This window comes from Stenotrophomonas panacihumi (assembly GCF_001431645.1).
Taxonomy (GTDB): domain Bacteria; phylum Pseudomonadota; class Gammaproteobacteria; order Xanthomonadales; family Xanthomonadaceae; genus Stenotrophomonas_A; species Stenotrophomonas_A panacihumi.
In genome coordinates, this window is record NZ_LLXU01000074.1 from 49,055 (window position 1) to 70,552 (window position 21,498).

At 67.6% G+C, this 21,498-nt stretch carries 22 protein-coding genes; 6 read left to right on the forward strand and 16 right to left on the reverse strand.

Translation table 11 applies throughout. The features are described from left to right. Positions 1–9 precede the first annotated feature (9 nt). From ARC20_RS08305 to ARC20_RS08340, 8 genes are all read right to left on the reverse strand, one after another. Positions 10–1,254, reverse strand: a complete 1,245-nt coding sequence (locus tag ARC20_RS08305; protein WP_057646312.1) for an ABC transporter ATP-binding protein — start codon at positions 1,252–1,254, stop codon at positions 10–12. Continuing rightward, complete coding sequence (locus tag ARC20_RS08310; RefSeq protein WP_108143361.1) at positions 1,251–2,045, reverse strand: ABC transporter permease; 795 nt, start codon at positions 2,043–2,045, stop codon at positions 1,251–1,253. The genes ARC20_RS08305 and ARC20_RS08310 overlap by 4 nt, the downstream gene beginning before the upstream one ends. Continuing rightward, positions 2,038–3,369 carry a glycosyltransferase gene (locus ARC20_RS08315; protein WP_108143372.1) on the reverse strand — a complete coding sequence of 444 codons (1,332 nt, stop codon included), beginning with the start codon at positions 3,367–3,369 and terminating at the stop codon, positions 2,038–2,040. The genes ARC20_RS08310 and ARC20_RS08315 overlap by 8 nt, the downstream gene beginning before the upstream one ends. Before the next feature lie 64 nt (positions 3,370–3,433). Then, positions 3,434–4,618: a cystathionine gamma-synthase gene (locus ARC20_RS08320; RefSeq protein ID WP_057646315.1), complete on the reverse strand. Its 1,185-nt coding sequence runs from the start codon at positions 4,616–4,618 to the stop codon at positions 3,434–3,436. A gap of 82 nt (positions 4,619–4,700) precedes the next feature. Beyond that, complete coding sequence (locus ARC20_RS08325) at positions 4,701–6,071, reverse strand: pyridoxal-phosphate dependent enzyme (protein WP_057646316.1); 1,371 nt, start codon at positions 6,069–6,071, stop codon at positions 4,701–4,703. A gap of 184 nt (positions 6,072–6,255) precedes the next feature. Further along, entirely contained in the window at positions 6,256–6,474 is a 219-nt protein-coding gene (locus tag ARC20_RS08330) for an HP1242/YdcH family protein (RefSeq protein WP_057646317.1), read from the reverse strand. Between the two features lie 335 nt (positions 6,475–6,809). Then, positions 6,810–7,697, reverse strand: a complete 888-nt coding sequence (locus tag ARC20_RS08335) for a coiled-coil domain-containing protein (protein WP_057646318.1) — start codon at positions 7,695–7,697, stop codon at positions 6,810–6,812. Continuing rightward, complete coding sequence (locus ARC20_RS08340) at positions 7,697–8,077, reverse strand: DUF4398 domain-containing protein (RefSeq protein ID WP_057646319.1); 381 nt, start codon at positions 8,075–8,077, stop codon at positions 7,697–7,699. The genes ARC20_RS08335 and ARC20_RS08340 overlap by 1 nt, the downstream gene beginning before the upstream one ends. Positions 8,078–8,175: 98 nt before the next feature. Between ARC20_RS08340 and ARC20_RS08345 the strand changes: the two genes are divergently transcribed. Beyond that, positions 8,176–9,309: a PilT/PilU family type 4a pilus ATPase gene (locus tag ARC20_RS08345; RefSeq protein ID WP_057646320.1), complete on the forward strand. Its 1,134-nt coding sequence runs from the start codon at positions 8,176–8,178 to the stop codon at positions 9,307–9,309. A gap of 37 nt (positions 9,310–9,346) precedes the next feature. Here the strand turns inward: ARC20_RS08345 and maiA are convergent, their stop codons facing one another. Together maiA and ARC20_RS08355 are read right to left on the reverse strand one after the other, a co-directional pair. Next, positions 9,347–10,003 (reverse strand): maleylacetoacetate isomerase, encoded by a 657-nt coding sequence (gene maiA, locus ARC20_RS08350; protein ID WP_057646321.1) that lies wholly within the window; start codon positions 10,001–10,003, stop codon positions 9,347–9,349. Between the two features lie 17 nt (positions 10,004–10,020). Further along, a complete protein-coding gene (locus ARC20_RS08355; RefSeq protein WP_057646322.1) occupies positions 10,021–11,010 on the reverse strand; it encodes a fumarylacetoacetate hydrolase family protein in 990 nt (329 codons plus the stop codon). A 366-nt stretch (positions 11,011–11,376) separates the two neighbouring features. On the opposite strand from ARC20_RS08355, the gene ARC20_RS08360 reads away from it, so the two are divergent. Further along, complete coding sequence (locus ARC20_RS08360; protein ID WP_057646323.1) at positions 11,377–12,756, forward strand: DEAD/DEAH box helicase; 1,380 nt, start codon at positions 11,377–11,379, stop codon at positions 12,754–12,756. Positions 12,757–12,843: 87 nt separating this feature from the next. Here ARC20_RS08360 and ARC20_RS08365 read toward each other — a convergent pair whose 3' ends face one another. The 3 genes from ARC20_RS08365 to ARC20_RS08375 all read right to left on the reverse strand — a co-directional run bounded on the left by ARC20_RS08365 (position 12,844) and on the right by ARC20_RS08375 (position 16,745). Further along, positions 12,844–15,216, reverse strand: a complete 2,373-nt coding sequence (locus tag ARC20_RS08365; protein WP_057646324.1) for a TonB-dependent hemoglobin/transferrin/lactoferrin family receptor — start codon at positions 15,214–15,216, stop codon at positions 12,844–12,846. Positions 15,217–15,396: 180 nt separating this feature from the next. Beyond that, a complete protein-coding gene (locus ARC20_RS08370; RefSeq protein ID WP_057646325.1) occupies positions 15,397–15,924 on the reverse strand; it encodes an EF-hand domain-containing protein in 528 nt (175 codons plus the stop codon). A gap of 26 nt (positions 15,925–15,950) precedes the next feature. Then, on the reverse strand, positions 15,951–16,745 hold the full coding sequence (locus tag ARC20_RS08375) for a DUF4198 domain-containing protein (protein ID WP_057646326.1): 795 nt from the start codon (positions 16,743–16,745) through the stop codon (positions 15,951–15,953). Positions 16,746–16,887: 142 nt separating this feature from the next. Here ARC20_RS08375 and queD point away from each other — a divergent pair, with 142 nt between their 5' ends. Together queD and ARC20_RS08385 are read left to right on the forward strand one after the other, a co-directional pair. Beyond that, entirely contained in the window at positions 16,888–17,244 is a 357-nt protein-coding gene (gene queD / locus ARC20_RS08380) for a 6-carboxytetrahydropterin synthase QueD (protein ID WP_057646327.1), read from the forward strand. A 139-nt stretch (positions 17,245–17,383) separates the two neighbouring features. Further along, positions 17,384–17,773, forward strand: a complete 390-nt coding sequence (locus ARC20_RS08385; RefSeq protein ID WP_057646328.1) for a phasin family protein — start codon at positions 17,384–17,386, stop codon at positions 17,771–17,773. A gap of 94 nt (positions 17,774–17,867) precedes the next feature. Here the strand turns inward: ARC20_RS08385 and bioD are convergent, their stop codons facing one another. Further along, the gene (bioD, locus tag ARC20_RS08390; RefSeq protein ID WP_057646329.1) at positions 17,868–18,545 is read right to left on the reverse strand and encodes a dethiobiotin synthase; all 678 of its coding nucleotides are present in this window, start codon (positions 18,543–18,545) and stop codon (positions 17,868–17,870) included. An 86-nt stretch (positions 18,546–18,631) separates the two neighbouring features. Between bioD and ARC20_RS08395 the strand changes: the two genes are divergently transcribed. Together ARC20_RS08395 and ARC20_RS08400 are read left to right on the forward strand one after the other, a co-directional pair. Then, positions 18,632–19,114 carry a GAF domain-containing protein gene (locus tag ARC20_RS08395; protein ID WP_057646330.1) on the forward strand — a complete coding sequence of 161 codons (483 nt, stop codon included), beginning with the start codon at positions 18,632–18,634 and terminating at the stop codon, positions 19,112–19,114. Continuing rightward, positions 19,111–19,494, forward strand: coding sequence for a TfoX/Sxy family protein (locus tag ARC20_RS08400; protein ID WP_057646331.1), 384 nt, complete (start codon positions 19,111–19,113; stop codon positions 19,492–19,494). Before ARC20_RS08395 ends, ARC20_RS08400 begins: the two co-directional genes overlap by 4 nt. 7 nt (positions 19,495–19,501) lie before the next feature. On the opposite strand, the gene gph is transcribed toward ARC20_RS08400, so the two are convergent. Together gph and dinB are read right to left on the reverse strand one after the other, a co-directional pair. Further along, a complete protein-coding gene (gene gph / locus ARC20_RS08405; protein WP_057646332.1) occupies positions 19,502–20,164 on the reverse strand; it encodes a phosphoglycolate phosphatase in 663 nt (220 codons plus the stop codon). A gap of 40 nt (positions 20,165–20,204) precedes the next feature. Continuing rightward, a complete protein-coding gene (dinB, locus tag ARC20_RS08410; protein ID WP_057646333.1) occupies positions 20,205–21,290 on the reverse strand; it encodes a DNA polymerase IV in 1,086 nt (361 codons plus the stop codon). Positions 21,291–21,498 lie beyond the last annotated feature (208 nt).

The following is a 21,498-nucleotide window of genomic DNA, read 5'->3' on the forward strand; positions in this document are numbered from 1 at the left end:
TGGTCGCCCTCAATTCAATGCAGTGCCGGCTTCGGCGCTTTCCACGACGATGACAGGCGGCAACCACGCAGTCCCGATGAACGCATCCAACCCGACGTTGGCCACCTGGAATACTAGGGCCAGGTCGCGCCAATGGTAGTTTCTGACCAGGTGGGTCTCGGTGCTGGAGAGCGCTACGGAAATCGAGTAGCTGCCCGGCCCCAGCGACATCTGGAAGGCCGCGCGGAACCGCATCAACGCCCCTGCCGGCAGATTCTCACACACCTGTTCGGTGTGGTGCGTATTGGTTCCGAACACGGGTTGGCCCAGGCGGTCGCGGATCATGTAGCCGAACACCAGGCGCTCGACGGGCTCGTTGACGCGCACCAGCACTTCCAGCTCCACCGGCTCGCCGACGCCGATGTATTCGACCGGCGCGCCCGTCTTGTCCAGCAGGCTGACGCGCTCGACCTCGGCCTCGCGCGTGCCCGATTCGGTCTTGGCCGCGCCATCGGCGGTCTTCTCGACCAGCAACTTGCTGTTCTCCTTTTCGGCGATCAGCGCGTTGTAGTAATCGAAGACTTCGCGCGGATCGCCGTCGAGCAGCTTGCGCCCGCCGACCAGCAGGATCGCGCGGTCGCAAAGCGCCTGCACCGCGGTAGGGTCGTGCGACACGAACAGCAGCGTGGTGCCCGCCGTGCGGAACTGGCGGATCCGCTGGAAGCACTTGTGGACGAAGTAAGCGTCACCCACCGACAGCGCCTCGTCCACGATCAGCACGTCCGGGCGGGTGGCGGTGGCGATGCTGAAGGCCACGCGCACCTGCATGCCGCTGGAATAGGAGCGCACGGGTTCGTCGAAGTACTCGCCGATCTCGGCGAAACGCTCGACTTCCGGCAGGATCCGCTCGGTCTCCTCCTGCGTGTAACCCAGCAGGCCGGCGGCATGCCTGACGTTCTCGCGCCCCGTCAGCTCCGGGTTGAAGCCCATGCCGAGTTCGAGGATGGCCGCCACGCGCCCGGTCAGGGCAACGTGGCCCTCGGTGGGCCGCGCCGTGCCGGTGATCAGCTTGAGCAGCGTGCTCTTGCCGGCGCCGTTCTGGCCGATGATGCCGACCGCCTCGCCAGGCGCCACCTCGAAGCTGACATCACGCAGCACCCAATGCTCGACCAGCGGCCGCGGATTGGCGCCGAACCAGCGCGCGAAACGCTGCCATTCGCTGCGCCATTGGGTGTAGGCCTTGCCAACACCCTGGACAATGACCCGGCCGCTCATAGGACGTCCACCATTTCAGCGCTGGCCCTGCGGAACACGACGAGCGCGATCACGCCAAGCACCAAGGTGCCCACGATCAGGCCGGTCAGGTCGCCCCACAGCGGCGGCTTGTTGTAGACCATCACGTTCTGGTAACTGGTGATCAGCGGATACAGCGGGTTGAGCCGGAACCACGCCTGCGTGGCCGGCGGCAGGATCTGCAGGTTGTAGACGATGGGCGTGAGCCAGAACAGCGCCTGCAGCACCACCGGGATGACCTGGCCGATGTCGCGCACGAAGACGTTCAGCACGCCGAGCAGGGTGCCCAGCGACAACGACAGGAACAAGGTCAGCAGCGTGAGCACCGGCACCCAGAGGATCTGCACGCCCGGGAAGTGGCCGAGCGCGGCGAACACGATGAAGATCGCCAGCAACAGCAGCATGTTCTGCACCAGCATCGTGCCCAGCGTGATCAAGGGCAGGCAGATCCTCGGGAACGCCATCTTCTTCATCAGATTGGCGTTGTCGATGAACAACCCCACGCACTTGGTGATGGTTTCGGTGAACAGGCTCCAGCCCAGCGTGCCCGCCATCAGGTAGAGCGCGTAGGCGTATTTGTTGTCGATGCCCGGCAACTTGGCCGACAGCACCTCGGACAGGATCAGCGCGAAGATCAGCACCTGCATCAGCGGATGGATGATCATCCACAGCGTGCCGAGCTTGCTGCGCAGGAAACGGATCTTCAGGTCGTTCTTGACCGAAGAAAGGATGAAGAAGCGATACGAAATGATCGCTCTCAGCATGTCACGCATGGGACGCTCGACCCTCCACGTCGGATTTCTCAAGTTCTTCCAGCCGGGCCTTCAGCAGGTTGGCGCTGCGCTCCGGAGACAAACGCTCCCTCACCAGCCGTTGGCCCCGCAGGCCCAACGCGGCCGCCGCCGCGGGATCGTCCGCCAGCCGGCGCATCGCGCGCGCGGCATCGGCGATGTCCGCCTGGGCCCACTGGGCACCCTCGGCGTGCGGATATTCCCCTTCCCGCACGGGGACCAGCGTGTAATCGACCAGGCAGGCCGCTTCGGGCGTCATGAATTCCAGGTTCCCGGACCAGCCGGTGGCGATGACCGGCTTGCCCATGGCCATGCATTCGGCCAGGCCCAGACCCAGGCCCTCGGCGCGGTGGAGCGACACGTATGCGTCCGCGCAGCGCTGCAGCGCATACAGATGGGCACGTTCGATGACTTCGTCGCGAACGATGATGCGCGGATCCCGCGCCGTGGCATTGAGCAGCGCGCGGAACGCCTCCGGATGCCGGAAGCCGTTGCTGGACTTGACCACCAGGCGGACGTCGTCGCGCCCCGGCGCGAATGCGGCGAGGAACGCCTGCACCGCGGCCTGCGGGTTCTTGCGCGCGACCCACGAGTTGAAATCGAAGGTCACCAGGAAGGTGAACTTGCCTTCCTCCAGGCCGAAGTCGGTGCGCTGCAGGCCGCTGTCGGGCACGTCTTCCAGCGGCTGCGGAATCCGCAGGACCGGCTTGTCGGTGACGCGGCGGAAGGCGCGCTCGACGAACTCGCTCGCCACCATGATTTCGTCCACTTCGGCGATCACCGGCAGCCACGGCGCCGGGATCCGTTCCAGCTCCCAGAACCAGCACGCGATCAGGTGCTGGTTCGCCATGCGCGCCCGCCCGATCTTGTCCAGCGCCTGGTGCAGGAAGTCCGGGTTGATGAAGATGATGCTGACCCGGTGCGGGACGTCGTCGCCGATCCACGCTTCCAGGCTGCGATCGTCCCAGCTATGCGGCAGGTCGAGGTCGACGTCGTGGAGCCGCACCTGCACGCCCGCGTTGATCAGCGCGCGCGCGTAGTGCCGGGCGCTTTCCGCCAGGCCAAACTGCCCGCGGATGTAACCGATGATGTTGACGCCCGGCGCGTGCTTGTCCGCCGTGGCGACGGCAGGCGCTGCCACCACGGGCACGGCGCGATCCCATGCGGGCGTGCGGGAAAATCGCACGCGCGCGTTGGCACGTGCCGCCATCACGCCAGCCAATGCAACGCGCCCACGCGCGGGAATCAGGTGGTAAGCCTTGCGCAGCGGCGCCTGCCTGCGAATCCAGGCCAGGAAGTTCAACAGCCCCACGCCGGTTCCGGCGCTTCGCGATCGGCCGCTCACGGACGGGGCCTGCGCGGCGCGGACATCACGACAACGCCCCCTCCAGGTCCGCTTGCAGATCCGCCACGTCTTCCACGCCCACGCTCAACCGCACCAGCGCATCGCTGATACCCAGCTGCGCGCGGCGCTCCACCGGGATCGACGCATGCGTCATCACCGCCGGATGGTTGACCAGGCTTTCCACGCCGCCGAGCGACTCGGCCAGCGTGAACAGCTCGGTGCGCTCGCACAGCCGCTTGGCGGCCTCGAAGCCACCCTTCAGGACGATGGAGACGATGCCGCCGAAGCCGCTCATCTGCTGCTTCGCCAATGCGTGCTGCGGGTGCGAGGCCAGCCCCGGGTAGATCACCTTCTCCACCGCCGGGTGCTGTTCCAGCCACTGCGCCAGCGCCATCGCGTTCTCGCAATGGGCGCGCATGCGCAGCGGCAGGGTCTTCAACCCGCGCAGCGCGAGGAAACTGTCGAACGGGCCCTGTACGCCGCCGATGGAGTTCTGCAGGAACGCCATGCGCTCGGCCAGGTCGGCGTTGTCGCCTACCACCGCCATGCCACCCACCATGTCCGAATGGCCATTGAGGTACTTGGTGGCCGAATGCACCACGATGTCCGCGCCCAGCGCCAGCGGGCGCTGCAGCAGCGGCGAGGCGAACGTGTTGTCCACCACCACGATCAACCCGTGCTTGCGCGCCACCGCCGCCACCGCGGCGATGTCGACGATCTTCAGCATCGGGTTGGTCGGGGTTTCGATCCACACCATCTTCGTCTTCGGCGTGATCGCGGCCTCGAACGCCGCAAGGTCGGTCAAGTCGACGAAGCTGAAGTCCAGCGCGGCGCTGCGACGGCGCACGCGCTCGAACAGCCGGTAGCTGCCGCCGTACAGGTCATCCATCGCCACGACGTGGTCGCCACTGTCCAGCAGCTCGATCACCGTCGAGGTCGCCGCCATGCCCGAGGCAAACGCGAAACCGCGGGTGCCACCCTCCAGCGCCGCCACGCAACGCTCGTAGGCGAAGCGGGTCGGGTTGTGGGTGCGCGAGTACTCGAAACCCTGGTGCTCGCCCGGGCTGGACTGCGCGTAGGTGGAGGTCGCGTAGATCGGCGGCATCACCGCGCCCGTGCTCGGGTCGGGCGCCTGGCCACCATGGATGGCCAGGGTGGCCAACGCGAGTTCGCGCTGGCCGTCAGGATGGCGGGAATGACGGTCCGACATGGGCACTTCCGTAAAAGGTGCGGGATTCTAGCAAGCGGTTATGAAACGAAATTTTCACGCTATTCGCGTGATGAACATCACACTACTGCACCCGCCGCCGCAGGTAGTTCAGCAGGTCGATCCGGGTGATCAGCCCCAGGAACTGCTTGCCATCCATCACGATGGCCACCTGCCCGCGGTCGAACACCGGCAGCAGGGCCTCGATCGGCGATTTCACGTCCAGCCGGTCGAGCTTGCTCACCATGGCCGTGGCCACCGGGTCGCGGAACCGCGACTCGTCGCCGTAGACGTGCAGCAGCACGTCGCTCTCGTCAACGATGCCGACCAGCTCGCCCTCGTCGATCACCGGCAGCTGCGAGACGTCGTACAGCTTCATCCGCTGGTAGGCGGTGGTGAGCAGGTCGCGCGGGCCCACCACCACGGTGTCGCGCTGGCTGTACGGGCGCAGGATCAGGTCGCGCAGGTCGCCGTACTGCGGGCGCTCCAGGAAGCCGTTGTCCAGCATCCAGTAGTCGTTGTACATCTTGGAGAGGTACTTGTTGCCGGTATCCGGCACGAGCACCAGCACCTTCTTCGGCGTGGCCTGCTCGCGGCAGTACTTCAGCGCCGCGGCCAGCAGGGTGCCGGTCGACGAACCGCCCAGCACGCCCTCCTTGGCCAGCAGTTCGCGCGCGGTATGGAAGCTCTCCGCGTCGGTGATGGCGTAGGCCTTCTTGACCCGGCTGAAATCCGAGATCGACGGCAGGAAGTCCTCGCCGATGCCTTCCACCAGCCAGCTGCCGGACTTGTCGTTGAGTCGGCCATCGTTGATGTATTCGGCCAGGATCGAGCCGACCGGGTCGGCCAGCACGAGCTCGGTCTGCGGAGAATGCTTGGCGAACGCGCGCGACAGGCCGGTCATCGTGCCCGAGCTGCCGCAGCCGAAGACCACCGCGTCGAGCTGGCCGTCCATCTGCCGCAGGATCTCCGGGCCGGTGCCGAACTCATGCGCGGCCGGGTTGTCCGGGTTGCCGAACTGGTTGATGAAGTAGGCCCCCGGGGTGTCGGCGGCGATTTTCGCGGCCAGGTCCTGGTAGTACTCCGGATGGCCCTTGGCCACGTCCGAGCGGGTCAGCACCACTTCGGCGCCCATGGCCTTGAGGTTGAAGATCTTTTCCCGGCTCATCTTGTCCGGCACCACCAGGATCAGCCGGTAGCCCTTCTGCTGGGCGACCAGCGCCAGGCCCAGGCCGGTGTTGCCGGCGGTGCCCTCTACCAGCGTGGCGCCGGGCTTGAGGTCACCGCGCTTCTCGGCCGCTTCGATCATCGACAGCCCGATGCGGTCCTTGATCGACCCACCCGGGTTGGCGCTCTCCAGCTTGAGGTAGAGCTCGCAGACGCCGGTGTCCAGGCGCTGCGCCTTGACGATCGGGGTCTCGCCGATCAGTTCCAGTACCGAGGTGTGGATGGCCATCGCTTCTTCGTGGTGATGCCCAAAGGGCTGACCCCGCATTATCGACGGAAGACCACGGAAATGCTCGGCGGCATGTTCATAATGAACCGCGCGAAGCCAGAAAAGGCGACGCGGACGGTGGCAAGCCCGACGAGGAGGGCTGCCACCGCCCGCGACGGTGAGCGGTTCCGGTTGGGGGAGAGGGTCAGTGCGTCATCCGGTCATAGATCCGGGTGAGCTTTTCCTTGGCGAGCAGCTTCTCGCGCTTCATCTGGCCGAGGGTCATATCGTCGATCGGCAAAACGCCGAGTTCGGCATCCATGCATTTCTTGTCCAGCAGCTTGTGTCGCTGGTAGAGCTGCTTGAATTCGGGATCCGCCTTCATCAATGCATCGATTTGGCTCTGCGGTTGCCCTTCGAACATGGCTTGGCCTCCTACGTGGTTCCGGAAAACAAGAACGCCCCGGCCGGACCCGGCACGGGGCGCTGAATCGGAAGGCGAGCCGGCGCGACAGGCGGTAACGGCCGAGCCCTGGGGCTTCGGGACGCCAACGCTCGATTCGGGCCGCTGTTCCACCGGATCGTCCTCCACGGATCCAGGCGACGGCATGCCACCTGGGTATTCGACCCTACGCCTGTCCCCCGCCCCCGGCAATAGCCGCGAGCACACTTTCGGAACACCCCGGCGCATTCATTACGGAAAAAATCAGGGCCGCCCTGGGCGACCCTGAATTTCGTTCATAAACAATCAGATACGCGTCACGGCGCGACGACGACCTCGGCCGCGCGGGCCTTGGTCGGCGCACCCTTGCCGGTGCTCACCTGGAAGCGGCTGGCGCTGACGCCGGCAGCGACCAGCGCGTCGCGAAGGGCTTCGCCGCGGGCCTTGGCGGTGGCCGCATCGGCGCCGTACGCCTGGATAGTCACCCGACCCTTCTTGCCGATGTTGAGGTACTCGGCGAGCGCCTTGGCCTGCCCCTGGGCGTTGCCGGAGAGATCGGCCTTGCCGCTGTAGGCATCCCCGGCCAGCGTGAAGACTTCACCGCGGCCCTCGAAGCGCGAGGCCGGCAGCTTGGTGCCGGACATCAGCTCGGCTTCCTCGCGGGCCAGCTGGGCGGCCTTCTGCTGGGCGGCGTTGAGCTTGGCGGTCTGCTTGCCGGCCACGCTGGTCAGGGCGGCCTCGGCATCCTGGCGGGCCAGGGTCTCCTGTTCGGCGGCCTGGCGCAGGCGATCGCTTTCCTCGGCCTGGATCTGCGCCTGCACCCGCAGCTGCTCGGCCTCCTGGCGGGCGCGGGCCGCGTCGCGGCGGCTGGCCTCGATCAGCAGCTCGTTGCGGGTACCGTCCAGGCGATCCAGGTCGCGACGGGCCTGCGTGGTGCGCACGCTGATCTCGGCGATCTCGACCCGGCGGTCGGCGATGTAGAGGGCCTGGTCCTGCTCCTTGCGCTTGGCCTCGGCCACCGCGTTGATGGCCTGTTCGGCCTGCAGGCGCTCGTAGCGGGCGATATCGGAAGACTGCGGGTCGGCCTGCAGGGCCGCCAGGCGCTGGCGCAGCGCCACGACCTGCGGCAGGTCTTCCTTGGCGAAGGCGGTGCCAGCCGTCGCGGCCAGCAGGGCGAGGAGAAGGACTCGGTTGCGCAGCTTCATCAACGGCCCTCCCCGGTGCCCAGGGTGTTCTGCAACTGGGAAACCTCGGCCCGGCGCTGCTGCAGCTGCGCGGTGGCCACGGCCTCCTCGCTGCGGGCACGCGCCAGGTCCGCGTCGACTGCGGCACGCCTGGCCAGGGCCGGCAGCTGCTTGCGCTGGCTGCGGTCCAGGGCGGCCTGCTGGGCCTGCATCAGCTCCTGCCGGGCCTGGCTGATCAGGTCCGGCGCGTACTGGTCCGCATCGGCCTGGGTCGCGCGCTGCACCGCCTGCTCGGCCTCGGTCAATTCCGGCGCCACCTGGGCCATGGCCGGGGAAAGAGGCGCGAGTGCAAAGGCGATCACATACAGGGATCGACGTATTTGTGCGAAGCTAGCCGTCATTGGGGTGCCGTTGCTTTTGGGATTGGAGCACGGCCATTGTCGGAAGCCTGCGGCGCGCTTGCAACGGGACGCCGCCGATCGTTGGGGAAGCATTGCGCATGGATATCGGCTATTTCCTGAAGCTGATGACCGAAAAGAACGCCTCGGACATGTTCCTGACCACCGGGGCGCCGGTCTACATCAAGATCGAGGGGAAGCTCTATCCGCTCGGCAACACCGGCCTGCCGCCCGGCATGGTCAAGAAGATCGCCTATTCGTTGATGGACGAGGGGCAGGTGCCGCAGTTCGAGCGGGACCTGGAATTGAACATGGCCATCGCCCTGCCCGACGCCGGACGCTTCCGCGTCAACGTCTTCAAGCAGCGCGGCGAGGTCGGCATGGTCATTCGTGCCATCCGCAGCAAGATCCCGAGCATCGAGGAGCTCAACCTGCCCCAGGTGCTGAAGGACGTCATCATGACGCCGCGCGGCCTGGTGCTGGTGGTCGGCTCGACCGGTTCGGGCAAGTCGACCTCGCTGGCGTCGATGATCGACCACCGCAACAGCACCACGACCGGGCACATCCTCACCATCGAGGACCCGATCGAATACCTGCACAAGCACAAGATGTCGATCGTGAACCAGCGCGAGGTCGGCCTGGACACCCACGCCTTCCACAACGCACTGAAGAACGCGATGCGAGAGGCGCCGGACGTCATCCTGATCGGCGAGATCCTGGACGCCGAGACGATGGAGGCGGCCATCGCCTTCGCCGAAACCGGCCACCTGTGCCTGGCGACGCTGCACTCCAACAACGCCGACCAGACCATCGAGCGCATCCTGAACTTCTTCCCGGAAAGCGCGCACAAGAACGTGCTGATGAACCTCGCGCTGAACCTGCGCGCGGTGATTTCGCAGCGCCTGGTGAAGGGCGCCGACGGCCGCCGCCTGCCGGCGACCGAAGTGCTGCTCAACACGCCGATGATTCGCGACCTGCTGCGCCGCGGCCAGGTGCACGAGATCAAGCAGGCGATGGAGGAATCGCTGGAGGAAGGCATGGAAACCTTCGACCAGTGCCTGTTCCGCATGGCCAAGGGCGGCACCATCGAGCAGGAGGAAGCGCTGCGCGCGGCCGACTCGCGCGACGGCCTGGCGCTGAAGTTCCGCCTGTCCGAGGGCGCCTCCGGCGAACACGATCCCTACGCGGATTACGAGGCGGCCTCGCCGCCGCGGATCAGCCACGGTTTCAGCTGATCGAACCCCAGGACGGCGCCGGAAACGGCGCCGTTCTTCATTGCGCGTCCGGCTGTTGCTCGGGACGGGCGCGGTCGAACACCGGCAGCGCCAGGCAGGCCTGCTCGATCCGCTGCAGGGTCGGGTACGGCGCGAGGTCCACGCCGAAGCGGTGCGCGTTGTAGAGCTGCGGCACCAGGCAGCAATCGGCCAGGCCGGGCGTGTCGCCGTGGCAGAAGCGGCCGGTGTCCGGGCTGCCGGCCAGCATCGTTTCCAGCGCGGCGAAGCCCTCCCGCATCCAGTGCCGGGTCCATTCCTCGCGCCGGGCGGCATCCGCCTCCACCGTCCGCTCCAGGTACTGCATCACCCGCAGGTTGTTGAGCGGATGGATGTCGCAGGCCACGACCTGCGCGAGTGCACGCACGCGGGCACGCGCTTCGGCGGACGTCGGCAGCAGCGGGGTTTGCGGGAAAACCTCGTCCAGGTACTCCAGGATCGCCAGCGACTGCGTGAGCACGCGCTCGCCATGCCGCAGCGTGGGCACCAGGTGCTGCGGGTTGAGCGCGACGTAGTCGGCGGCATGCTGCTGCCCACCGTCACGCACCAGGTGCACCGGCACCAGGTCGTGCGCCAGCCCCTTCAGGTTGAGCCCGATGCGCACCCGGTACGCGGCACTCGAGCGCCAATAGGTATACAGCTGCAAGGCCTCGCCCATGGCGTCCTCCCGGTGGCTCAGGGCTTGGCCTGCGCTTCGATGCGCTGCTCGATCGCGCCGAAGATGCTGTGGCCCGCGCGGTCGAACATCTCGATCCGCACCACGTCGCCGAAGTGCATGAACGGCGTGCTCGGCTTGCCATCGCGCAACGTCTCCACCACGCGCTGCTCGGCGAAGCACGACGCGCCGCGCGAGGTGTCCTGGTTGGCGATGGTGCCCGAGCCGACGATGGTCGCCGCGCCCAGCGGGCGCGTCTTGGCGGCGTGCGCCACGAGCTGCGCGAAATCGAACTGCATGTCCTCGCCCGCTTCCGGCGCGCCGAACCATTCGCCGTTGATGTGGGTGACCAGCGGCAGGTGCACCTTGCTGCCCTGCCACGCATCGCCCAGCTCGTCCGGGGTAACGAACACCGGCGAGAGCGCCGAGCGCGGCTTGGACTGCAGGAAGCCGAAACCCTTGGCCAGTTCGTTCGGGATGAGGTTGCGCAGCGAGACGTCGTTGACCAGGCCGATCAGCTGGATGTGCTCGGCCGCCTGCGCCGCATCGGCTCCCATCGGCACGTCGTCGGTGATCACCACCAGCTCGGCCTCCAGGTCGATGCCGTAGTCCTCGCTGGCCACCTTCACCGCATCGCGCGGGCCGTAGAAGCCGGCGCTGGCGGCCTGGTACATCAGCGGATCGGTATAGAAGCTTTCCGGCACCTCGGCGTTGCGCGCGCGGCGCACGCGCTCGACGTGCGGCAGGTAGGCGCTGCCATCCACGAATTCATAGGCGCGCGGGAGCGGCGCGGCCAGGGCAGCCATGTCCAGGTCGAACTGGCCATCCGCACTGCCGTCCTCCAGCGACTCGTACAGGGCGTTCAGGCGCGGCGCGACATGGCTCCAGTCCTCCAGCGCGCGCTGCAGGGTCGGCGCGATGCCGGTGGCGCGCACGCCCCGCTGCAGGTCGCGGGAGACGACGATGAGCGTGCCGTCGCGGCCGCCTTCCTTCAGGGAACCTAGCTTCATGGTGGATCCGATCACTGGCTGGGAGGCCGATTGTAGGCCGCCGAGCCATTGGTTACATCTGCAACGGAAGGCGGTACGGGCTCCCTGAACGGACTCACGCGCCTCCGCTGGGACGGCGGCCACATTTCGCGTAAACTGAACAGGTCTGCCAGCGGCCGTCCGTTTCCCTCAGGGATCGCCGGCGCCATCGGGTTCGCCCGGTCCGCCCGCCCCATCCGACGCCGTTCGACTTGCATACCGGTCATGCGCAACCTGCGCCTGGTCGTCCCCTCTTCTCGCAGCGCGGTTACACGGGAACGCTCCGAGTCGCCCCCCAGCCCTTGCCGGCCAACTGGTCGCGTGGGCGGGTATTTCCGGAGAAAACCCATGTCGTTTGAATCCCTGGGCCTTGCGCCCTTCCTGCTGCGTGCGCTCGCCGAAGAGGGTTACGAAACCCCGACCGCGATCCAGCGCGAAGCCATTCCGCAAGTGCTCGAAGGCCACGACCTGCTGGCCGGCGCGCAGACCGGCACCGGCAAGACCGCCGCGTTCGGCCTGCCGGTGCTGCAGTACCTGGCCACCACCCCGCAGACCGTCAACGGCCCGCGCAAGCCGCGCGCGCTGATCCTCACCCCGACCCGCGAGCTGGCCACCCAGGTGCATGACAGCCTGCGTGGCTACGGCAAGTACCAGCGCATCCCCAGCACCGTCATCTACGGTGGCGTGGGCATGGGCAACCAGTTCGACGCCCTGCGCCGTGGCGTGGACCTACTGGTCGCCTGCCCGGGCCGCCTGATCGACCACCTGGAGCGTCGCAGCGTCGACCTGTCCGGCATCGAGGTGCTGGTGCTCGACGAAGCCGACCGCATGCTCGACATGGGCTTCCTGCCCTCGATCAAGCGCATCCTGGCCAAGCTGCCGCGCCAGAACCGCCAGACCCTGCTGTTCTCGGCCACCTTCCCGGAGTCGATCAAGCAGCTGGCGATGGAGTTCATGCGCCACCCGCGTGAGGTCATGGTCACCCCGCAGAACACCGTGGCCGACACCATCGCCCACCGCGTGCACCCGGTCGACACCGCGCGCAAGCGCGAGCTGCTGCTGGACCTGATCGCCAAGGACAGCCGCGTGCAGACGCTGGTGTTCGCCAAGACCAAGCACGGCAGCGACAAGCTGGCCACGTTCCTGGAGAAGTCCGGCATCAAGACCGCGGCGATCCACGGCAACAAGAGCCAGGGCCAGCGCCTGCGCGCGCTGGGCGACTTCAAGGCAGGCCGTGTCACCGTGCTGGTGGCCACCGACATCGCCGCGCGCGGCATCGACATCGACCAGCTGCCGCGCGTCATCAACTACGACCTGCCGATGGTCGCCGAGGACTACGTGCACCGCATCGGCCGTACAGGCCGCAACGGCGCCAGCGGCGAGGCGATCTCGCTGGTCGCGCAGGAAGATGCCAAGTACCTGCGCCAGATCGTGCGCCTGCTCAACCGCGACATGGATATCCGCGACCTGCCGGGCTTCGAGCCGCAGGTGCCGATCCGCTGGGGCAACAGCGCCCCGGGCAAGGCCGAGCAGCCGGCCGGCCAGCGTCCGCCGCGCAAGCACCAGGGCGCGCGTCGCCCGCATGCCGATGGCGGCCGTCCGCAAACGCATGCCCATGCCGGCGCCAAGCAGCCGGGCGGCGCCAAGCCGCAGGGCCGTCGCCGTCGTGGCGGTGGTGGTGGCAACGGCGGTGGCGGCGGGCGCGGCCCGGGCAGCGGCCCGCGCTGAACCAGCGGCGGTAGATGAAAAAAAAGACGGCGCGCGGATCCTTCCGCGCGCCGTCGTCGTTTCAGGCCTTGCGGCCTGGCACCTGCTTCAGAGGAAATCGAAGCTCAGCGTGAAGCGCACGTTGCGCCCCGGCTGCGACCAGCGGCCGATGCCCTCCGGGCTGGTGTTGCCGGCGAACACCGCCGTACCCGAGCCCGCGGTCCGCACGCGGTTCCACAGGTAGTACTCCTTGTTGAACACGTTGTAGACGCCGGCCGTCAGGTGCAGGCGCGAGGTGATGTCGTAGCTGCCGAACACGTCCAGCAGGGTGTACTCACGCGCCTTGTAGGCATACATCGGCACGACCTCCTCGCCATAGCTGGAGTTGGTCACGCTGGTGCCGTAGTCGTCCGGGTCCTTGCGATCCTGGTGCGTGACATTGGCGGTGACGCTCCAGCGCCGCGACGGCGCGTTGTAGCTCACGCCCACCACGGTCTTGGCCGGGCTGATGCTGCCCAGCGGCTCGCCGTCGTTGTCCTTGCCCTCGTTGTACGAGTACGCCAGGCGGGCCATCCAGTCGTCCGCCATCAGCCACAGGCCTTCGGCCTCCACGCCTTTCACCACCACCTCGCCGCGGTTGATCGGCATGGTGTAGCTGTAGCCATTGGTGATGGTGGTGACGCCGCGCACCGTGGTGCTGTACTGCACGTCTTCATCGGCGGTGTAGGTCGCGGTGTCGATGAAGTTGCTGTACTTGTCGCGGAACACCGACACGCCCAGGCGCAGGCGCTCGCTCTGGTAGCGCCAGCCCATTTCCAGGTTGAGGCTGCGCTCGGCTTCCAGGTCCGGGTTGCTCTTGCCATCGGGCACGGTCACGGTGGCGCCGTCTGAGACGCGGGTGACTTCCGTGGTCGAGGACGTGCCGTACATGTCGTTCACGCTCGGCGCGCGGAAGCCGCGGCCGGCCTGCGCCCAGATCGACTGGGTGTCGGTGAACTTGAACTCGCTGCCCAGGTTCCAGGTCGGCGAGGAGAACTTGGACGTGCCGACGCTGCCGCCGCCGTCCTCGTAGCCGGAGTCGCCGCCCGAGGTGGCGCGCGTCTGCGGCACGTACTTGTAGCTGTCATAGCGCACGCCGCCGGTGAAGCTCAGGCGGTCGTCGAGCAGGCGGACCTTGTCGCGCAGGTAGACGGTCCAGTCGGTCTCCTTGGTATCGGGCCACAGCGAGGGATCGGTGTCCTGGCTCACCAGGTTGCCGGCGTTGTCCCAGCGCGAGTCGACCGAGTTCCAGTGGATCTTGCCTTCCTGCCACGCGGCGCCGTAGACCATGTCGTGATGCACGCCGCCGGCTTCGAAGCTTTTGGTGAAGTCGAGCGCGGCGCGGTCGAGCTTCTGCGTATCCCAGCGGTTTTCCTGGCGCGCGCACAGCGCGGTGGCCGAGCAGCGCGTGCCGCCGGTGGTGCCACTGGCGACATCGATGTTGGTCTGGCCCTGGATGTAGCTCTTCTGGTGGTCGGCCGTGGCCTCCAGGCTGTCGAACAGCGGGGTGTTGGCCTGCCAGGTGTACTTCAGGCCGTAGCGGTCGCGGTCGTTGCGGTCTTCGGCGGTGCGGCGGTAGTAGGAGCCGACGCCATCGCTGCGCGACCAGTTGTCGACATCGTTGGTGCCGCGCGCGCGTTCGTACACCACGCCCAGGGTCTGGGTGTCGGTGGCGAGGAAGTTGACCTTGGCCAGGACGTTGTCGCTCTCGCGGTCGATCGGGTCCGGCGTGCGGCGATCGGGGCCGTACTGGGCGATGGTGGTGTCGTACCAGGACTCGGTCTCGTGGCCGTCGCGCTTGGTGTAGACCAGCAGCGACTCGAACTGGCCGGTGCGGTTGGCGAACGTCAGCGAGCCCATGTTCTCGTCGTTCGAGCCGGTGTAGCCGTACTTGATCGAGCCGTAGCTGTCGTTGCCGCTGGCCTTGAGGAAATCGGCCGGGTCCTTGGTGGTGAACATCACCGCGCCGCTGAGCGCGCCGCTGCCGGCGGTGATCGCGTCGGCGCCCTTGATGATCTCCACCGCCTTCACCGACTCCAGGTCCACGCTGCCGCGGCCCGAACGGAAGAACTCGTACGGCTGGTAGGTGCCCGGGTCCAGGCTCTGCGGGAAGCTCAGGCCATCCAGCGTCATGGCGACACGATCGGCTTCCAGGCCGCGGATGTTGAAGCCGTTGAAGCCGGCGCGGCCGAGGTCGACCATCTCGACGCCCGGCACGTAGCGGATGACGTCCTCCATGCCCTGCGCGCCCTGTGCGCGCAGGTCCTTGGAAGAGAGCGTGGTGACATTCTGGTTGTCGGACTTGGCGCGCGTCTCGCGCACTTCGACCGGGTCGAGCGTGGCGCCTGGCGCGGCCGCGTCGGCGGCATCGGCCGCGAGCGCGGCGCCGATCGGCAGGCAAAGGGCAATGGCCAGCGCGAGCTGGCATCGGGTGTGGTTCATGACGGAACTCCGCAGTGGGAAATGGGTACGAACGCCGCACGGCGTGCGGCGGGGATGGCTGCGTAGTCCCGGTCAGGACGCGTTGCTCGAATGGAGAACGTGCCGGCACATGGCCGGCACGGATGCCGCGTCATGCGCGGCGCACCTGGCTGGACGCTCCCCGCGTCCGCGAGGAAGGTCTTACTTGGCGGGCTTCGACGCCGGCTTGGTGGCGGGCTTGGCGGCCTGCTCGGCTTCCGGGTCGGCAGCCTGGTTGTCGCGCGCGTCCACCACGCCATCGCCGTTGCGGTCGGCGCGCTTGAACAGGCGGTCGCCGGAAGCGGCGTACTCGTCCCAGGTCATCTTGCCGTCCTTGTCCTTGTCCAGGACGTTGAAGCGAACGTCGGCCTGCTTCATCTGGCGCTCGTTGGTCTGGCCTTCGACATGCTTCAGGCGGCGCTCGAACTCGCCGACGTACTCGTCGCGGCTCAACACGCCATCGCCGTTGGTGTCGGTCTCGGCGAAGCGCGCGCGGCGGAACTTCTCGAACTCGGCCGCGTCGACCTGGCCGTCGCCGTTGAGGTCATGCTCGGCGATGAACGCGGTGGGGTCTTCACCGTGGCCACCGACCTTGTCCTGGACCTTCTGGTCCACGGTTTCGGTGGCGGCCAGCGCCAGGGCCGGCGCCAGCAGCAGGCTGCAGGCGATGGCGAGGGAATGCATCTTCATGGAAATCTCCGGGAGGTTGTATCGGCTCAGGGATTGAGCACGTGGAAGACCAGGCTGTAGCTGTTGCTGTATTCCGGCGCCGCGGCGCCGGCAGGCGCGGGGCTGCGATGGCGGGCGAGCGCCAGCCACGTACCGCTGGCGGGCTGTTCCCAGCGCACATGACCCTTCGCATCGCTGCGCAGCTCGACTTCGCGCGCCTTGCGGTCCGAGGACCACACCGCCTCGCTGATCTGCACCGGCGTATCGGCCAGCGGCTTGCCGTCGAAGCGCAGTTCGAATTCGACCGGCTCGTTGGAATACAGGTCATCCGGATGGGTGACCGGCACCAGTTCCAGGCCCTGCCCGTAGGGACGCAGCGCACCGCGGTCCGGCGCGCCCACCGTCAGGTAGGTCTCGGCGCGGATGCGCGACTGGAAGTTGGAGATCACTTTCGCGCCGGCCGGCACCGCTTCCTTCGCATCACGCGAGGACACCTTGCGGCCATTGATTTCCCACGTGCGGAACACCGCGCCGAGGCGTTCGCCGGTGCTGAAGCGGTAGGTGCCCTTGGCATCCTTCGGCAGCGCATGCTCGACCACCACGCGGGTACGCAGCGGCACCACGCGTCCGGGCGTCGTTTCGCGGCCGTCGGGGCCAAGGATGCTGAAATGGCTGTCGTCGAACGCGGCTTCCGGCACGAAGAAGGCTTCGGAGAAGGAGGCGTCGAGGGTGACGGTGCCGCCCGGCTGCACCTGGAAGGTGGCGGGAGCGAAATAAGGCGTATGGGCCGCGACCGGCCCTGCCAGGGCGGCCAGCGCCGCGGCAAGCAGCATGCGTTTCATCGAGCGATCCCCTGAGGGTGATGTGGATCGCTGGCTGGATGACGCTTCCCGCTGGCTGACCCGCGCATTGTATGAATGCGAGGGATTCTCATCAAGAGGGCCGGACGATGACGCGCCGCCCGCGCGCGTCCACAATGCGCGGATGGAAATCTTCAAAGTCTTCATGGTCGAGGCGGCGCACCGCCTGCCGAACGTCCCGCCGGGCCACAAATGCGCTCGGCTGCATGGCCATTCGTTCCGCATCGAGTTGCATGTCGGAGGCGAGCCGGGCGCGGACACCGGCTGGATCATGGACTTCGGCGACGTCAAAGCCGCCTTCCAGCCGATCTACGATCGCCTGGACCACCACTACCTCAACGACATCGAGGGGCTGGAGAACCCGACCAGCGAACGCCTGGCGATGTGGATCTGGGAACAGCTCAAGCCGACCCTGCCCGCCCTGCGCGAGGTGGTGATCCACGAAACCTGCACCTCGGGCTGCCGCTACCGGGGCCAATGAGCTCCTGACGGTCGGCAAGCCATTGATTCGAAAGGCCCCGCCGGGGCCTTTTCTTTGCCCCGAAAAAAGTTGTTGCATCGCAGCAGAAACGCGTTATGCTGCATCGCAACACGGTAGCGCAGCTCCACTGGAATCCGCGATGTCCGCCCAGTTCGATAGCAGCTTCAGCCAGTACACCCACCAGTTCGCCGCCGCGGCATCGCGCGCCAACCGGTTGGCCCTCGAAAACGCCGAAAGCGTGTTCGGACTGCAGTTGAAGACGCTGGAAAAGAACGTCAACGCGACGGCCGATTTCCTCGGCCAGTTCGCCGACGTGAACGACCTGGGCACGGTCCAGTCGCTGTGGCCCAAGGGCCTGCAGATCGCCCGCGACAACCTGGAGCGCCTGGCTACGGCGAACCAGGAAGCGGTCGGCCTGAGCCTGAAGGCCTCCGAGGCGATCGGCCAGCTGGCACGCAGCCAGTTCGAGACGGCCAACGAACAGTTCCAGGCGAACGTGGCGCCAACGCGCACTGCTCGTCGCAAGTAAAAGTTTTTCTGTATTTGCGTGGGTCCCTCCCCCCACGCAAACAGGCCCGACAGATCCCTCCCTCTGTCGGGCCTTTTTCTTTTCCGGCGTCCGCTCAGCCCGGCAGGCGCAGATGCGCCGACAGCGCCGCCGGGTCGGCGTCCGGCCGGTACGGGATGCGGCCCCAGCACGGCATCGGCAGGCGTGCGTTGAGCAGGGCGAAGTTCTCGTCGCGCCGCGCCATCTCCGGGTCGACCTCGTTCGCCACCCAGCCCACGCATTGCAGGCCGTCGGCCGCGATCGCCGCCGCGCTCAGGCGCGCATGGTTGAGGCAACCCAGCCGCATGCCCACGACCAGCACCACCGGCAGGTCCAACGCGCGCGCCAGGTCGGCCTGGTCGAGCGTGGCGCTCAGCGGCGCTGCCCATCCTCCGACGCCCTCGACCACTACCACGTCGGCCATCGCACGCAGCTGGTCGAACGCGGCGCGCAGCGGCGGCAGTTCGATGGTGACGCCGGCCTCGGCAGCCGCGATTTCCGGCGCCAGCGGCTCGGGCAGCGCATACGGGTTGACCAGCGCGTAATCGGGACGCGGCTGGCTGGCCGCCTGCAGCGCCAGCGCGTCCTCGTTGCGCAGGCCCTCAGGCGTCGCCTCGCAGCCACTGGCCAGCGGCTTCATGCCGACCGCACGCAGCCCCTTGCCCCGCAATGCATGCAACAGGCTGCTGCTGGTGACGGTCTTGCCGATGCCGGTATCGGTGCCGGTAACGAAGAAGGCGGGAAAGGGAAACATGCGCGGGGTCCGGCTCGGGGGCGGGCAGGATAAGCCGTCCCGGGCGTGGCGTCAGTGGCGCCGGCCCGCGCTGCTAGACTGCCAGCATGTTCACCTCTTCCACGCTCACCGGCAGCAAGCCGGAACAGTACGCACAGCTGCAGGCCCAGGCACAGGCGCTGGTGCACGGCGAACGCGACCGCATCGCCAATGCCGCGAACCTGGCGGCGCTGATCTTCAACTCGCTGCCCAGCCTCAACTGGGCCGGTTTCTATCTGTACGACGGACAGGAACTGGTGGTTGGTCCGTTCCAGGGCCTGCCGGCCTGCGTGCGCATCCCGCTCGACAAGGGCGTGTGCGGTGCCGCCGCCCGTACCCGCCAGACCCAGCGCATCGAGGACGTCGACGCCTTCCCTGGCCACATCGCCTGCGATTCGGCCTCGCGTTCGGAGCTGGTCGTGCCGCTGGTGAAGGGCGATACGCTGGTCGGCGTGCTCGACCTCGACAGCCCGGAGCTGGCGCGTTTCGACGAAGACGACCAGCGCGGACTGGAAGCCATCGCACGGGTCTTCGTGGACAGCCTGGCGTGAGTACCGAACGCCTGCGCAACATCGGCCCCAAGAGCGCGGCCTGGCTGCGGCAGGTCGGGTTGCGCAGCGTCGAGGACCTGCAGGCCACCGGCGCGGTGGGCGCGTTCCTCAAGGTGCGACGCGCGGGCTTCAAGCCCAGCCTCAACCTGCTCTACTCGCTGGAAGGCGCGCTGGTGGGCAGCCACTGGCAGGAAATCCCCGAAGACCGCCGCCACCAGCTGCTGGCCGAACTGGAGCAGGCCAGCGCGCAGCTGCCCGCGCCGCGCGGCACGCCGGTAGGCGGCCCGGTTTCGACCACCCGCTATGTCGACGAAGACGCCGGCCCGGCGGATGCCGACGCCGATAACGACGCGGACAGCGACGACCCGGAAGCCGACTGAGCCCGCGTCAGCGCGCGGTATCGAGGCGCAGCAGTTCCTGCAGGTCGTCCATCACCCAGCGCGCGCCCGAATGCGCCGGGTCCAGGCCGCGCAGGTAGCCGTAGCGCACCAGCGCCAGCGGCACGCCCGCCGCATTCGCGGCCGCGGCATCCACCGCCGAATCCCCCACCATCAAGGCTTCCGTCGGGGCGTGCCCGAACTGCGTGCATAGATGCAGCAGCGGCGCGGCCGCCGGCTTGCGTTCCGGCAGGGAATCCCCGCCCAGCACGGCGGCGAAATAGCCGGCGACGCCGAGGTGTTCCAGCAGCGGCTCGACGAAGCGCGAAGGCTTGTTCGTGCAGATCGCCAAGGTCACGCCGCGCGCATGCAAGCCTTCCAGCGCGGACGCTGCCCCGGGATACAGGCGCGGGTGATGCAGCAGGCATTCGCCGTAGTGACGCATGAAACCCGGCATCACCTTGTCCAGCGGCACCTTTGCCTGCGCGGCCTGCAATGCGCTGCCCACCAGCGAACGCACGCCCTCGCCGATCCAGCCGCGCACGGTCGCTTCATCGACCTGCGGCAGCGACAGATCCGCCAGCGTGAGATTGAGGGCCTCGGCGATATCGGACAGGCTGTCGACCAGCGTGCCGTCGAGGTCGAAGATCACCAGCGGAAACGGATAGCTCATGCGGTGCGCGCGACGTGGGGCGCCACAGTGTAAGACAGCCTCAGTGATCGCCCATCGCTTCACTGGCGAACAGCTCGCCCTGCACCACTTCGTCCTCGTCCTGTCCGGCGAAGCCGGAGACACCGACGCCCACCAGCCGGTAGCGCGTGCTGTCCGGCAACTGCACGCGCTGCACGAGCGCCTGCGCGATCTCCACCAGTTCCTGCGCCGAAGCCGGCGCACGCTCGGGCGTGAGGCTGCGGGTAAGGATGCGGAACTGCGAAGTCTTGAGCTTCAGCACGACCGTGCGCCCGACGCGACCGGTGCGCTCGGTCGCCGCCCACGTGCGCTCGGCCAGGCGCGCGATTTCCGGCCCCAACGCATCCAGCGGAAGATCCTCCACGAACGTGTCCTCGGAAGAGACCTGCTGCACTTCCTGGTGCGGCTCCACCGGGCGTTCGTCGACACCGCGCGCCCGGTTGTACAAGCCCTGGCCGAAACTGCCGAAGTGCGCCTGCAGTTCTTCCAGCGGACGCGCCCGCAGGTCGCCGACAGTATGGATGCCCAGCGCGGTGAGCTTGCCCTCCATCACCTTGCCCACGCCGGGAATGCGGTTCACCGGCAGCGGCGTGAGGAACTCCTCCACCCGCGAGGGCGGCACCACGAACTGGCCATCGGGCTTGCGCCAGTCCGAGGCGATCTTGGCGAGGAACTTGTTCGGCGCGATGCCGGCCGAAGCGGTGAGCTGCGTCTCCTCGCGGATCTGCTCGCGTACGAGCCGCGCGATCTCGGTCGCCACGGTCATCCCGCTCTTGGCCTCGGTGACGTCGAGATAGGCTTCGTCCAGCGACAGCGGCTCGACCAGGTCGGTCTGCCGATGGAAGATCTCGCGCACCTGCCGCGACACCGCCTTGTAGCGCGTGAAATCCGGCGGCACGAACACCGCCTCCGGGCATAACCGTTCAGCGCGCAGCGCGGGCATCGCCGAGCGCACGCCGAACTTGCGCGCCTCGTAGGACGCCGCGCAGACCACCGAGCGCGCGCCCTTCCAGGCCACCACCACCGGGCGGCCGCGCAGGGAAGGATCGTCACGCTGCTCCACGGACGCATAGAACGCATCCATGTCGACGTGAATGATCTTGCGCATCCCGGGAACCCTACGGCGGCGAACGTTGCCCCACCATCATAATGCAGCCGCCGTGCGCTGATCCGCCGCACGCCAAGCGGCGCAAAGCTTTGCCCGAGATCGCCGCAAAACACTACGCTTGCGTACGGAAAAAAGCGTTTGCTTTGCTGCGATGCGGTCGTGCAGGCTGGCGCACTTTCGCGCCGCACGGGCGCGTTTTCCCGAGACC

Excerpts from the sequence above, each read along its gene's own strand:
- gph (WP_057646332.1), bottom strand. The coding sequence starts at position 20,164 with ATGAGCTATCCGTTTCCGCTGGTGATCTTCGACCTCGACGGCACGCTG.
- ARC20_RS08310 (WP_108143361.1), bottom strand. The coding sequence starts at position 2,045 with ATGCGTGACATGCTGAGAGCGATCATTTCGTATCGCTTCTTCATCCTT.
- dinB (WP_057646333.1), bottom strand. The coding sequence starts at position 21,290 with ATGCGCAAGATCATTCACGTCGACATGGATGCGTTCTATGCGTCCGTG.
- ARC20_RS08385 (WP_057646328.1), top strand. The coding sequence starts at position 17,384 with ATGTCCGCCCAGTTCGATAGCAGCTTCAGCCAGTACACCCACCAGTTC.
- queD (WP_057646327.1), top strand. The coding sequence starts at position 16,888 with ATGGAAATCTTCAAAGTCTTCATGGTCGAGGCGGCGCACCGCCTGCCG.
- ARC20_RS08395 (WP_057646330.1), top strand. The coding sequence starts at position 18,632 with ATGTTCACCTCTTCCACGCTCACCGGCAGCAAGCCGGAACAGTACGCA.
- ARC20_RS08305 (WP_057646312.1), bottom strand. The coding sequence starts at position 1,254 with ATGAGCGGCCGGGTCATTGTCCAGGGTGTTGGCAAGGCCTACACCCAA.
- bioD (WP_057646329.1), bottom strand. The coding sequence starts at position 18,545 with ATGTTTCCCTTTCCCGCCTTCTTCGTTACCGGCACCGATACCGGCATC.
- ARC20_RS08360 (WP_057646323.1), top strand. The coding sequence starts at position 11,377 with ATGTCGTTTGAATCCCTGGGCCTTGCGCCCTTCCTGCTGCGTGCGCTC.
- ARC20_RS08345 (WP_057646320.1), top strand. The coding sequence starts at position 8,176 with ATGGATATCGGCTATTTCCTGAAGCTGATGACCGAAAAGAACGCCTCG.
- ARC20_RS08340 (WP_057646319.1), bottom strand. The coding sequence starts at position 8,077 with ATGACGGCTAGCTTCGCACAAATACGTCGATCCCTGTATGTGATCGCC.
- ARC20_RS08365 (WP_057646324.1), bottom strand. The coding sequence starts at position 15,216 with ATGAACCACACCCGATGCCAGCTCGCGCTGGCCATTGCCCTTTGCCTG.
- ARC20_RS08375 (WP_057646326.1), bottom strand. The coding sequence starts at position 16,745 with ATGAAACGCATGCTGCTTGCCGCGGCGCTGGCCGCCCTGGCAGGGCCG.
- ARC20_RS08370 (WP_057646325.1), bottom strand. The coding sequence starts at position 15,924 with ATGAAGATGCATTCCCTCGCCATCGCCTGCAGCCTGCTGCTGGCGCCG.
- ARC20_RS08335 (WP_057646318.1), bottom strand. The coding sequence starts at position 7,697 with ATGAAGCTGCGCAACCGAGTCCTTCTCCTCGCCCTGCTGGCCGCGACG.
- ARC20_RS08355 (WP_057646322.1), bottom strand. The coding sequence starts at position 11,010 with ATGAAGCTAGGTTCCCTGAAGGAAGGCGGCCGCGACGGCACGCTCATC.
- ARC20_RS08330 (WP_057646317.1), bottom strand. The coding sequence starts at position 6,474 with ATGTTCGAAGGGCAACCGCAGAGCCAAATCGATGCATTGATGAAGGCG.
- ARC20_RS08325 (WP_057646316.1), bottom strand. The coding sequence starts at position 6,071 with ATGGCCATCCACACCTCGGTACTGGAACTGATCGGCGAGACCCCGATC.
- maiA (WP_057646321.1), bottom strand. The coding sequence starts at position 10,003 with ATGGGCGAGGCCTTGCAGCTGTATACCTATTGGCGCTCGAGTGCCGCG.
- ARC20_RS08320 (WP_057646315.1), bottom strand. The coding sequence starts at position 4,618 with ATGTCGGACCGTCATTCCCGCCATCCTGACGGCCAGCGCGAACTCGCG.